Genomic DNA, 12,389 nt, shown 5'->3' with positions numbered 1-12,389 from the left:
TGCGGCGCGCCGAATGCCGCAGCCGTGCCGTCGGCCGGCTGCGCCGAAGCCATCGGGGCCGCGTGAACCGGGCCGGTCGCGCGGGCGGGAGCCGCAGGCGGCGCCGTCCGGCCTCCATTCGCCGCATTCGCATGCGCGAGCGCGGCCTCGGCCGTCTCGCCGCGTCCCGGAATCACGATCATCCCGTCGTCCGCGGCCTGCGCGAGCGCGACGCTCGTCCACAGCGCGGCGGCGAGCGCGCACGCGAACCGCGCCAGCGGCCGGCGTCCGTGTTCGCTGCGGGATGCGGTACCCGTCATCGCGTTGTCCTCATCCGTTGATCCGGATTGCATTCTAGGGAGCCGGTCGGTCGCGCAAACGATGAATAGAGGGGGCCTTTGCCGCGTTATTCGTCCGATTGCCCGTTGCGCCCGCCGCCTACCATGCGTGTCATGGAAAAAAGCCTCTTTGGCCGCCGTGCGGCGAAAGAGCGGTGCAGCGCTTCACACGGAGAGACGCACAGATGCTGGACAGACTCGATGCCGAATTCGCATTCGGCCGCCAGGCGCTCGACGTGCGCGCCTATCGGCAGGAAATGCTGTCGTCGAACATTGCCAACGCAGACACGCCCGGCTACCAGGCCCGCGACGTCGATTTCGCGTCGACGCTCGCCCGCTCGCTGAAGCAGGCGGGATCCGGCGGCCTCGCGCCGAGCAACGCGTCGACGCTCGCGATGGCGCAGCCCGCGGGCGTGACGAGCGGCATGTCGATGGCGTCGACCGCGTCGGGCCACATGGCCGGCACCGCGAAGCTGATCCCGACGGGCGGCCCGGCGGACGACTACGGCCGTCCGCAATACCGCCAGCCGCTGCAGCCGGCGCTGGACGGCAACACGGTCGATCTCGACGTCGAGCGCGTGCAGTTCGCGAACAACGCGCTGCACTACGAGACCGGCATGAACGTGATGACCCAGCAGATCAAGGCGATGCTCGCCGCGATCACGTCGAATGCGTGACCGTGACGGCGCATTCCCCGAACCGCAAGCCCCGCATCGAGCATAAGGAGTCTCCATGCCTTCGTTGATGAACATCTTCGGCGTCGCCGGTTCGGCGCTGTCCGCGCAGTCGCAGCGCCTGAACGTCACCGCGTCGAACCTCGCCAACGCCGACAGCGTCACCGGACCCGACGGCAAGCCGTACAAGGCGAAGCAGGTCGTGTTCGCGGCCGACCCGCAAGGCCGCGCGCGCACGGCGTCCGGCCAGGGCGTGGGCGGCGTGCGCGTGACGAAGGTGATTGACGACCCGTCTCCGATGAAGTCGACCTACGACCCGTCGAATCCCGCCGCCGACGCGAACGGCTACGTGCAGATGCCGAACGTCGATCCGGTGCAGGAGATGGTGAACATGATCTCGGCGTCGCGCTCGTACCAGGCCAACGTCGAAACCCTGAACACCGCGAAGCAGCTGATGCTGAAGACGCTGACGATCGGCTCGTGAGCCGCGTTTCCCCTCACCTGACAGAAGGTCCGACCGGATGACTTCCTCCTCCACGACGATCGGCGGCAACGGCACGAACGTGTCGACGCTGCCGACCGACACGATGAACACCAGCACGGCGTCGACGACGGGCACGTCGGCGAGCGACCTGCAGGCGACGTTCCTGAAGCTGCTCGTCACGCAGTTGCAGAACCAGGATCCGACCAGCCCGCTCGACAGCTCGCAGATGACCACGCAGCTCGCGCAGATCAACACGGTGAGCGGCATCGCGCAGCTCAACACGTCGCTGTCGTCGCTGTCGACGCAGCTCGCGGCCGGCCAGCAGACGCAGGCGGCGCTGCTGATCGGCTCGAACGTGCTGGCGCCGGGCAACAGCGTCGCGGTGCAGGGCGGTGCGACGTCGTCGTTCGGCGTGCAGCTTGCGAACAGCGTGTCGAATCTGACGGTCACCGTGAAGAACGCAGCGGGTGTCGTCGTCAACACGATCAACGCGGGCGCGCAGTCGGCCGGCACCGTGCCGCTCAACTGGACGCCGACCGACGCGGCCGGCAACACGCTGCCGGACGGCAAGTACACGATCAGCGCGACCTACACCGACAGCAGCGGCTCGCCGCATGCGGCGACGACGCTGTCGGCCGCGCAGGTGGAGAGCGTCGTCAAGCAATCGGACGGCACCCCGGGGCTGGTGCTGTCGAATGGCGGCACTGTCGGGCTGTCGCAGGTCGCGTCGATCTTCCCGAACACGGCGTCGGCATCGGCCGGCAGCGCCACGAACTGATTCAGCTTCTTCGGAACGGAGACCGAGATGGGTTATCAACAGGGTTTGAGCGGGCTCGCGGGTGCGTCGAACGCGCTCGACGTGATCGGCAACAACATCGCGAACGCGAACACGGTCGGCTTCAAGTCGAGTACCGCGCAATTCGCGGACGTCTATGCGAATTCCGTCGCGACGTCGGTCAACAACCAGATCGGCATCGGCGCCACGCTGAATTCGGTGCAGCAGGAGTTCAGCCAGGGCTCGATCACGACGACCAACTCGGCGCTCGACGTCGCGATCAACGGCAACGGCTTCTTCCAGATGTCGAGCAACGGCGCGATCACGTACTCGCGCGACGGCACGTTCCAGCGCGACAAGAATGGCTACCTCGTCAACGCACAGGGGCTGAACCTGATGGGTTACGCGGCGAACGGCAACGGCGTGGTCAACACCGCGTCGACCGTGCCGCTGCAGGCGCCGACCACCAACATCGCGCCGACCGCGACGACCAAGATCAGCGCGCAGCTGAACCTGAACTCGCAGGACACGGTGCCTGCGAAGGCGTTCGATTACACCGATGCGTCGACCTACAACTTCTCGACAGCGGTTCAGACCTACGATTCGCTCGGCGGCACGCAGCAGCTCAACATGTACTTCGTGAAGACTGGCTCGGGCACGTGGGAAACCTATGCGGGTGTCGCGAATGCAGCGCCGACCGATCTCGGCACGGTAACGTTCGGCCCGAACGGCACCATCTCCAGCACGGCGCCCGTTGGGCCTGGCGTCACCAGTTCATCGACGGGTCTGTTTCAGTTCAGCATTCCGACCAATGTCAGTCCGCCGCCCTCGAGCCAGACGCTCACGCTCGACCTGACCGGCACGACGCAGTACGGCGGCAAGGACGGCGTCAACAACCTCGCGCAGGACGGCTACGCGAGCGGCACGCTGACGACCTTCTCGATCGGCACCGACGGCAAGCTCACCGGCAACTATTCGAACGGCCAGACGGCGGTGCTCGGCCAGATCGTGCTCGCGAACTTCAACAACCCGAACGGCCTCGTGAACCTCGGCGGCAACCAGTTCGCCGAGACGTCCGCCTCGGGCGTCGCGCAGATCTCGTCGCCGGGCAGCACGAACCACGGCACGCTTCAGGGCAGCGCGCTTGAAAGCTCCAACGTCGACCTGACGAGCCAGCTCGTGAACCTGATCACCGCGCAGCGCAACTACCAGGCGAACGCGCAGACGATCAAGACGCAGCAGACCGTCGACCAGACGCTGATGAACTTGTAACCCACGGATAACGGGCAGCCATGGACCGCTTGATCTATACGGCGATGACGGGGGCGACGCAGTCGCTCGACCAGCAGGCGATCGTCGCGAACAATCTGGCGAACGCGTCGACGACCGGCTTTCGCGCGCAGCTCGCGAACTATCGCGCGGTGCCGATGAATTTCGGCGACGGCGGCACCGTCGATCCGACGACGACGCGCACCTACGTGGTGTCGTCGACGCCGGGCGCGGACTTCGCGCCGGGCCCGCTCACGCGCACCGGCAATCCGCTCGACGTCGCGATCCAGGGGCAGGGCTGGCTGTCCGTGCAGCTGCCGGACGGCAGCGAGGCGTACACGCGCGGCGGCAATCTGCACGTCGACCAGAACGGCCAGCTCGTGACCGCGACGAACATGCCGGTCGTCGGCAACGGCGGCCCGATCTCGGTGCCGCCGAACGCGCAGATCACGATCGGCAAGGACGGCACGGTGTCCGCGCTGATGCCGGGCGATCCGCCGACCGCCGTGGCGATCGTCGACCAGATGAAGCTCGTCAATCCCGACCCGGCGAGCCTGACACGCGGCAGCGACGGCCTGTTCCGCACCGCGGACGGCAATCCGGCCGATGCGGATCCGGCCGTCGTCGTCGCGCCGGATTCGCTCGAAGGCAGCAACGTGAATCCGGTCACCGCGATGGTGTCGATGATCGACAACGCGCGTGCGTTCCAGTTGCAGTCGAAGATGATCGAGACCGCCGACCAGAACGAACAGTCGGCGAACCAGCTGCTCAATTTCGGCTGAGCGGCAACGCCGGCCAGTAACGGAGTAAATCAAACGTGAACCGTTCGCTCTACATCGCCGCCACCGGCATGAATGCGCAGCAGGCGCAGATGGACGTGATCTCGAACAACCTCGCGAACGTCAGCACCAACGGCTTCAAGGGCTCGCGCGCAGTGTTCGAGGATCTGCTTTACCAGACGATCCGCCAGCCCGGCGCGAACTCGACGCAGCAGACGGAACTGCCGTCGGGCCTGCAGCTCGGCACCGGCGTCCAGCAGGTGGCGACCGAGCGCCTGTACACGCAGGGCAGCCTGCAGCAGACCGGCAACTCGAAGGACGTCGCGATCAACGGCGCGGGCTTCTTCCAGGTGCTGATGCCGGACGGCACGAACGCGTACACGCGCGACGGCTCGTTCCAGACCAACGCGCAGGGCCAGCTCGTCACGTCGAGCGGCTACCAGATCCTGCCGGCGATCACGGTGCCGCAGAACGCGATGTCGCTGACGATCGGCAAGGACGGCGTCGTGTCGGTCACGCAGCCGGGCTCGAACAATGCGGTGCAGATCGGCTCGCTGCAGATCGCGACGTTCATCAATCCGACCGGCCTCGAGGCGAAGGGTGAGAACCTGTTCGCGGAAACGACGTCGTCCGGCGCGCCGAACGTGTCGCAGCCGGGCCTGAACGGCGCGGGCACGCTCAACCAGGGTTACGTCGAGGCGTCGAACGTGAACGTCGTGCAGGAGCTCGTCAACATGATCCAGACGCAGCGGGCCTACGAGATCAACAGCAAGGCCGTGACGACGTCCGACCAGATGCTGCAGACCGTCACGCAGATGGCTCGCTGATTGCCGGATTCTTCTCCATGACGCAGGTTGTCCGTTCCGTTTCGCCGCAGCTCCGCCGCATCCGCGTGCCGGCCGTTTCCAAGGGGTTGCCTTTGGCCGTCGTCGCGCTCGCGATGTGCGCCGGCTGCGCGCAGATTCCGCGCGAGCCGATCGTCCAGCAGCCGATGACGGTCGCGCCGCCCAGGCCGCCGGCGATGCAGGCGCCCGGCTCGATCTACAACCCGGGCTTCGCCGGCCGGCCGCTTTTCGAGGATCAGCGGCCGCGCAACATCGGCGACATCCTGACGATCGTGATCGCGGAAAACATCAATGCGACGAAGTCGTCCGGCGCGAACGCCAACCGGGCGGGCAACACCAACTTCGACGTGCCGGCCGCGGGTTTTCTCGGCGGCCTGTTCAACAAGGTGAACCTGTCGGCAACCGGCGGCAACAAGTTCGCGTCGACGGGCGGCGCAAGCGCGGCGAACACGTTCAACGGCACGATCACGGTCACCGTGACCGACGTGCTGCCGAACGGCAACCTCGTCGTCAGCGGCGAGAAGCAGATGCTGATCAACCAGGGCAACGAATTCGTGCGCTTCTCGGGCGTCGTCAACCCGAACACGATTTCCGGCGCGAATTCCGTCTACTCGACGCAGGTCGCCGACGCGAAGATCGAGTATTCGGCGAAGGGCTACATCAACGAAGCCGAGACGATGGGCTGGCTGCAGCGTTTCTTCCTCAACCTCGCGCCGTGGTGATGCCAATGACGATTCTGTCCCGACGCCTTGCGTCAGGCCTGCGCGGCGCCGCCGCGTGGGCGCTCGTCGCCGCCGCCTGCGCGCTGGGCACGACGCCTGCGCAGGCGGAACGCCTGAAGGATCTCGCGCAGATCCAGGGCGTGCGCGACAACCCGCTGATCGGCTACGGCCTCGTCGTCGGCCTCGACGGCACCGGCGACCAGACGATGCAGACGCCGTTCACCACGCAGACGCTCGCGAACATGCTCGCGAACCTCGGCATCTCGATCAACAACGGGTCGGCCAGCGGCGGCGGCGCGTCGTCGATGTCGAACATGCAGCTGAAGAACGTCGCGGCGGTGATGGTCACCGCGACGCTGCCGCCGTTTGCGCGGCCGGGCGAGGCGATCGATGTCACCGTGTCGTCGCTCGGCAACGCGAAGAGCCTGCGCGGCGGCACGCTGCTGCTGACGCCGCTCAAGGGCGCGGACGGACAGGTGTATGCGCTCGGACAAGGCAGCCTGGCGGTCGGCGGCGCGGGGGCGAGCGCGAACGGCAGCCGTGTGCAGGTGAACCAGCTCGCATCGGGCCGCATCACGGGCGGCGCGATCGTCGAGCGCGCGGTGCCGAATGCGCTCGCGCAGATGAACGGCACGCTGCAACTGCAGCTCAACGACATGGATTACGGGACCGCCGAGCGGATCGTCTCGGCGGTCAACGGCAGCTTCGGGCCGGGCACCGCGACCGCGCTCGACGGCCGCACGATCCAGCTCGCCGCGCCGGCCGACTCGGCGCAGCAGGTCGCATTCATGGCGCGCCTGCAGAATCTCGACGTGAGGCCGGAGAAAGCCGCCGCGAAGGTGGTCCTGAACGCGCGCACCGGCTCGATCGTGATGAACCAGATGGTCACGCTGCAAAGCTGCGCGGTCGCGCACGGCAACCTGTCGGTCGTCGTCAATACGCAGCCGGTCGTGTCGCAGCCGGGGCCGTTCTCGAACGGGCAGACCGTCGCGGCCCAGCAGTCGCAGATCCAGATGAAGCAGGACAACGGTTCGCTCAAGATGGTGACGGCCGGCGCGAATCTCGCGGACGTCGTGAAGGCGCTCAACACGCTCGGGGCCACGCCGGCGGATCTGATGTCGATCCTGCAGGCGATGAAGGCCGCGGGCTCGCTGCGCGCGGACCTGGAGATCATCTAAATGGCGAATTCGGCGAATCTCTCGAACGCGAACGACCTGTCGCAGCGCTTCGCGCTCGACGTGCAGGGCTTCGATTCGCTGCGCGCGCAGGCCAAGCAGTCGCCGCAGGCGGGCGCAAAGCTCGTCGCCGGCCAGTTCGACGCGATGTTCACGCAGATGATGCTGAAGAGCATGCGGGACGCGACGCCCGAAGGCGGGCTGTTCGATTCCCACACGTCGAAGATGTACACGTCGATGCTCGACCAGCAGCTCGCGCAGCAGATGTCGTCGCGCGGGATCGGCGTGGCCGATGCGCTGATGAAGCAGCTGATGCGCAATACCAACTCCGGCGCAGGCGCGGATGCGGCGGCGGGCGCGCTCGGCGCGGCAGGCTTGGGTGAGGGCGGCAACGAGGGCAGCCTCGTGGCCATGAACGCGATGGCGAAGGCCTACGCGAACGCCGCCGCGAACAACGGCAACCTCGCGCAGGGGCGCGGCTATTCGGCGGGCAGCGCGCTGACGCCGCCGGTGAAGGGCGCAGGCGCGTCGCCGCAGGCCGACGCATTCGTCGAGCGACTGGCGGCGCCGGCGCAGGCGGCGAGCGCGGCGACCGGCATTCCGGCGCGCTTCATCGTCGGCCAGGCCGCGCTCGAATCGGGCTGGGGCAAGCGCGAGATCCGCGGCACGGATGGCGCATCGAGCTACAACGTGTTCGGCATCAAGGCGACGAAGGGCTGGACGGGCCGCACGGTGTCGGCGGTCACGACCGAATACGTCAACGGCGAGCCGCGCCATGTGGTCGCGAAGTTCCGGGCCTACGACTCCTATGAGCACGCGATGACCGACTACGCGAACCTGTTGAAGAACAACCCGCGCTATGCGGGCGTGCTGAGCGCGAGCCGCAGCGTCGAAGGCTTCGCGCAGGGGATGCAGAAGGCCGGCTACGCGACCGATCCGAACTACGCGAAAAAACTCATCTCCATCATGCAGCAGATCGGCTGACCGGCTGTTCGCCCTGTTCTCTGGACCGCGCCCGGCTCCGCCGCGCGCGGTTTAATCGTTTGCGCAAAAAAAATCGAGATTTCGATCTAAACTTTCGGTCGGCACTGCCGCTAAGTGTGTGAGACCTGCGACCGGGTCAGCGTTCCGGCCCGGTTTTTATGCGCACCGGATCCGCGTGCGCTCATGACAAGAAACGACCCGCAAGCCATGAATATCGAACTGTCGACGGACCTGAGCCAGGAGTCGGGGCACGCCGGGCCCGATTACGGCCGCCGCAATCCGCTGGAAATCGGCGTGCAACTGCGTAACCTCGTGAACCGGGGCGATTTCCTCACCGTCCAGTACCCCGGCGGCCAACTCGTCACGCGCCTGCTCGACGTCGATGTCGGCGCGCGCACCTTTACGTTCGACTGGGGGGCGCTCGACGAACAGAACGACAGCATCCTCGTCGCGCCGCACTGCAAGTTTTCCGCGTCGCCGGAAGGCGTGCGTGTCGAATTCGCGACCGGCACGCCGCGCGAGACGCGCTACGAAGGGCTGCCGGCGTTCGAGGCGGCCTTTCCCGACGTGCTGTACTGCATCCAGCGCCGCGAGTATTTCCGTGTCGACGCGCCGATCATCGATCCGTACCAGTGCCGCGGCAAGCTGCCGGACGGCGAGACGTTCCTGTTCGAGGTGCTCAACCTGTCGCTGGGCGGCGTCGGCCTGCGCACCGCGGACGAGCGCGTCGCGGCGCTCGAGCTCGGCACGCTGCTGCCCGACGTCGAGCTGGACCTGGGCAGCCACGGCAAGTTGCCGCTCGACCTGCATCTCGTGTCGCAGCGTTCGACCGAGCTGCCGAACGGCACGCGGCGCTACCAGCTCGGCTTCCGCTTCATGTCGCTGCCCGGCAGCGCGGAGAACACGCTGCAGCGTCTCATTACGCAACTCGAAATGAAGCGCCGCCAGCTCGCGCGGGCCTGATCCCCTCAATTTTCCCGATCCGCGGCCGTTATACCGGGAGTTACGCAACCCGGCGGCCGCAGCGCGGCCTGCCCATCAGGATCGCGCATGTCCAATACACTCATGAACCTCGGCGTCGGCGGCCTGAATGCCGCGCAGTGGGGGCTGACGACGACCGGCCAGAACATCAGCAATGCCGCGACGCCCGGTTATACGATCGAGCGGCCCGTCTATGCGGAAGCGAGCGGCCAGTACACGGGCAGCGGCTACCTGCCGCAGGGCGTGAACACCGTCACCGTCCAGCGGCAGTACAGCCAGTACCTGAGCGATCAGCTGAACAACGCACAGACGCAGGGCGGCTCGCTGTCGACCTACTATTCGCTGGTCTCGCAGCTGAACAACTTCGTCGGCAGCCCGACGACCGGCATCTCGACCGCGATCACGAACTATTTCACCGGCCTGCAGAACGTCGCGAACAACGCGTCCAACGCGACGACGCGGCAGACGGCGATCAGCAATGCGCAGACGCTCGCCGATCAGATGAACGCAGCCGGCCAGCAATACGACCAGCTGCGCGCGAGCGTCAACACGCAACTCACCGACACGGTTTCGCAGATCAACAGCTACACGGCGCAAATCGCGCAGCTGAACGAGCAGATCGCAGCCGGCAGCGCCCAGGGCCAGCCGCCCAACCAGCTGATGGACCAGCGCGATCTCGCGGTGTCGAACCTGTCGAATCTCACGGGCGTGCAGGTCGTGCGCAACGGCGACGGCTACAACGTGTTCCTCGCGGGCGGCCAGCCGCTCGTCGTCGCCAACAAGAGCTACCAGCTCGCGACGGTTGTATCGCAGGGCGACCCGAGCGAGCTGACGGTCGTGTCGCAGGGGATCGCGGGCGCGAATCCGCCGGGACCGAACCAGTACCTGCCGGACACATCGCTGACGGGCGGCACGCTCGGCGGCCTGCTCGCATTCCGCAGCCAGACGCTCGATCCGGCGCAAGCGCATCTCGGCGCGGTCGCGACCAGCTTCGCCGCCCAGGTCAACGCGCAGAACGCGCTGGGCATCGACCTGTCCGGCAACGTCGGCAGCAACCTGTTTTCGACGGGCAGCCCGACCGTCTACGCGAACCAGGCGAACACGGGCGGCGCGACGCTGGCGGTCTCGTTCGCGAATGCCGCAAAGCCGACGGCGGGCGACTACACGCTGTCGTACGACGGCACCAATTACACGCTCACCGACCGCGCGAGCGGTGCGGTGGTCGGCACCGCGGGGGCGATGCCGGGCTCGATCGGCGGGCTGGATTTCTCGCTGAACGGTGCGATGGCGGCCGGCGATTCGTTCACGGTCCAGCCGACGCGCGGCGCGCTCAACGGTTTTTCGCTCGCGACGACGAACGGTTCGGCGATCGCGGCGGCGTCGCCGGTCGTCAGTTCGGCCGTGTCGACCAATACGGGCACCGCGACGATCACGCAGGGCACGGTGAGCGCCGGCTACCAGTTGCCGGCCGGCACGACCACGCTGAAATACGATGCGGCGACGCAGACGCTGTCCGGCTTCCAGGCGGGAACGACGGTGACGATCGCCGGCACGCCGCCGACATCGGTGACGATCGCGAGCGCGGCGACGCAGGTGCCGTACAGCGTCGCGCAGGGCGCGTCGCTGTCGATCGCGAGCACGGTGCAGCCGCCGCCGGCCGGCGTGATGAACGGCATTTCCGTCACGCTGTCGGGTGCGCCGGCAGACGGCGACCAGTTCAGGATCGGCGCGTACGCGGGCGGCACCAACGACGGCAGCAATGCGCTGGCGCTGTCGCAGCTCGTCAGTGCGAAGACGCTCGGCAACGGTGCATTGACGCTGACGGGCGCCTACGCGAGCTACGTCAACGGAATCGGCAACACCGCGAGCCAGCTGAAATCGTCGAACAGTGCGCAGACCGCGCTCGTCGGCCAGATCACGTCCGCGCAGCAGTCCGTGTCCGGCGTCAACCAGAACGAGGAAGCGGCGAACCTGATGCAATACCAGCAGCTTTACCAGGCGAACGCGAAGGTGATCCAGACGGCGGCGACGCTGTTCCAGACCGTGCTCGGCCTGTTCAACGGATAACGAGGATCGAAGCGATGCGCATTTCCAGTTCCCAGTTCTTTCAGCTGAACGTCGGGCAGATGAACGACCAGCAGGCTCAGCTCGCGCAGCTGTATCAGCAGCTGTCGAGCGGCGTGAGCCTGTCGACGCCCGCCGACAACCCGCTCGGCGCCGCGCAGGCGGTGCAGTTGTCGATGACGTCGGCGACGATGTCGCAGTATTCGTCGAACCAGAACATCGCGCTGTCGTCGCTGCAGCAGGAAGACCAGACGCTCACGAGCGTCAACGACGTGCTCAACAGCATCCAGACGATCGTGGTTCGTGCGGGCGACGGCAGCTTGTCCGACGGCGATCGCTCGGCGCTCGCGACGCAACTGCAGGGCTATCGCGACCAGTTGCTGACGCTCGCGAACACGACCGACGGTGCGGGCAACTACCTGTTCGCGGGCTTCCAGTCGACGACGCCGCCATTCGCCAACAATCCGGGCGGCGGCGTGACCTACAGCGGCGACACCGGCTCGCGCGAGGTGCAGATTGCCGACACGCGCACGATCGCGCAAAACGACAATGGCGCAAGCGTGTTCATGTCGGTGCCGATGCTGGGCAGCCAGCCGGTGCCGGCCGCGGGCGCGGGCAATGCCGGCACGGGTACGATCGGCGACGTGACGATCACGAGCCCGTCGGCCGCGACCAACACGCACACGTTCACGATCGCATTCGGCGGGACGCCGGCCGCACTGACCTACACGGTGACCGACAACTCCGCCACGCCGCCGACGACGACGGCCGCGCAAGCGTATGTGCCGAACACCTCGATCGCCCTCGGCAGCGGCCTGACGGTGCCGGTGTCGGGGTCGCCCGCGCCGAACGACACGTTTTCGGTCACGCCTGCCCCGCAGGTCGCCAACCACGATGTGTTCTCGACGCTCGACACGATGGTCGCCGCGTTGAAGACGCCGATCGCCAGTAACTCCACCGCGGCCGCCGCCCTGGCGAACGCGATGACGACCGGCGCGACGAAGCTCGGCAACACGATGACGAACATTCTCACCGTGCAGGCGTCGGTCGGCGGCCGGGAGCAGGAAATCAAGGCGATGCAGACGGTGATGTCGACCAACTCGCTGCAGATCTCGAGCAATCTCGCGGATCTGACCAGCACCAACATGGTGTCGACGATCAGTCAGTTTACGCAGTTGCAGAATGCGCTGACCGGCGCGCAGAAGGCATTCGTCCAGTTGCAGAACCTGTCGTTGTTCCAGTACATCAACCCGTGATACACCGGCCGTCGGACGTGATGTGAGCGCTCGCTCACATCGTCCGACCCCGATTGCGGCGGTC

At 66.9% G+C, this 12,389-nt stretch carries 12 protein-coding genes and 1 pseudogene; 12 read left to right on the top strand and 1 reads right to left on the bottom strand.

Annotated features, from left to right (window positions below; translation table 11 throughout):
* Positions 1-299 (bottom strand): annotated as a pseudogene (locus KH616_RS13415) (flagellar biosynthesis protein FlgA); the annotation flags it as partial.
* A 203-nt stretch (positions 300-502) separates the two neighbouring features.
* Here KH616_RS13415 and flgB point away from each other — a divergent pair.
* The 12 genes from flgB to flgL all read left to right on the top strand — a co-directional run bounded on the left by flgB (position 503) and on the right by flgL (position 12,325).
* Positions 503-994, top strand: a complete 492-nt coding sequence (flgB, locus tag KH616_RS13410) for a flagellar basal body rod protein FlgB (protein ID WP_292245195.1) — start codon at positions 503-505, stop codon at positions 992-994.
* 55 nt (positions 995-1,049) lie between these two features.
* The gene (gene flgC, locus KH616_RS13405) at positions 1,050-1,475 is read left to right on the top strand and encodes a flagellar basal body rod protein FlgC (RefSeq protein WP_292245193.1); all 426 of its coding nucleotides are present in this window, start codon (positions 1,050-1,052) and stop codon (positions 1,473-1,475) included.
* 37 nt (positions 1,476-1,512) lie between these two features.
* Positions 1,513-2,253, top strand: a complete 741-nt coding sequence (locus KH616_RS13400) for a flagellar hook assembly protein FlgD (RefSeq protein WP_292245191.1) — start codon at positions 1,513-1,515, stop codon at positions 2,251-2,253.
* Positions 2,254-2,280: 27 nt separating this feature from the next.
* Positions 2,281-3,522 (top strand): flagellar hook protein FlgE, encoded by a 1,242-nt coding sequence (gene flgE, locus KH616_RS13395; protein WP_292245189.1) that lies wholly within the window; start codon positions 2,281-2,283, stop codon positions 3,520-3,522.
* Between the two features lie 20 nt (positions 3,523-3,542).
* Complete coding sequence (gene flgF, locus KH616_RS13390; protein ID WP_292245187.1) at positions 3,543-4,301, top strand: flagellar basal-body rod protein FlgF; 759 nt, start codon at positions 3,543-3,545, stop codon at positions 4,299-4,301.
* A gap of 35 nt (positions 4,302-4,336) precedes the next feature.
* Complete coding sequence (gene flgG / locus KH616_RS13385) at positions 4,337-5,125, top strand: flagellar basal-body rod protein FlgG (protein WP_292245185.1); 789 nt, start codon at positions 4,337-4,339, stop codon at positions 5,123-5,125.
* Between the two features lie 17 nt (positions 5,126-5,142).
* Positions 5,143-5,865, top strand: coding sequence for a flagellar basal body L-ring protein FlgH (gene flgH, locus KH616_RS13380; RefSeq protein WP_292245183.1), 723 nt, complete (start codon positions 5,143-5,145; stop codon positions 5,863-5,865).
* On the top strand, positions 5,865-7,043 hold the full coding sequence (locus tag KH616_RS13375; protein ID WP_292245182.1) for a flagellar basal body P-ring protein FlgI: 1,179 nt from the start codon (positions 5,865-5,867) through the stop codon (positions 7,041-7,043). The genes flgH and KH616_RS13375 overlap by 1 nt, the downstream gene beginning before the upstream one ends.
* A complete protein-coding gene (flgJ, locus tag KH616_RS13370) occupies positions 7,044-8,024 on the top strand; it encodes a flagellar assembly peptidoglycan hydrolase FlgJ (RefSeq protein ID WP_292245180.1) in 981 nt (326 codons plus the stop codon). It begins immediately after the preceding gene.
* Between the two features lie 207 nt (positions 8,025-8,231).
* Positions 8,232-8,987, top strand: a complete 756-nt coding sequence (locus tag KH616_RS13365; RefSeq protein ID WP_292245197.1) for a flagellar brake protein — start codon at positions 8,232-8,234, stop codon at positions 8,985-8,987.
* 87 nt (positions 8,988-9,074) lie between these two features.
* Positions 9,075-11,072: a flagellar hook-associated protein FlgK gene (gene flgK, locus KH616_RS13360; RefSeq protein WP_292245178.1), complete on the top strand. Its 1,998-nt coding sequence runs from the start codon at positions 9,075-9,077 to the stop codon at positions 11,070-11,072.
* A gap of 14 nt (positions 11,073-11,086) precedes the next feature.
* Positions 11,087-12,325 carry a flagellar hook-associated protein FlgL gene (gene flgL / locus KH616_RS13355; RefSeq protein ID WP_292245176.1) on the top strand — a complete coding sequence of 413 codons (1,239 nt, stop codon included), beginning with the start codon at positions 11,087-11,089 and terminating at the stop codon, positions 12,323-12,325.
* Positions 12,326-12,389 lie beyond the last annotated feature (64 nt).

This window comes from Burkholderia sp. (assembly GCF_018375725.1).
Taxonomy (GTDB): Bacteria; Pseudomonadota; Gammaproteobacteria; order Burkholderiales; family Burkholderiaceae; genus Burkholderia.
This window is presented reverse-complemented; position numbering and strand designations above follow the sequence as displayed.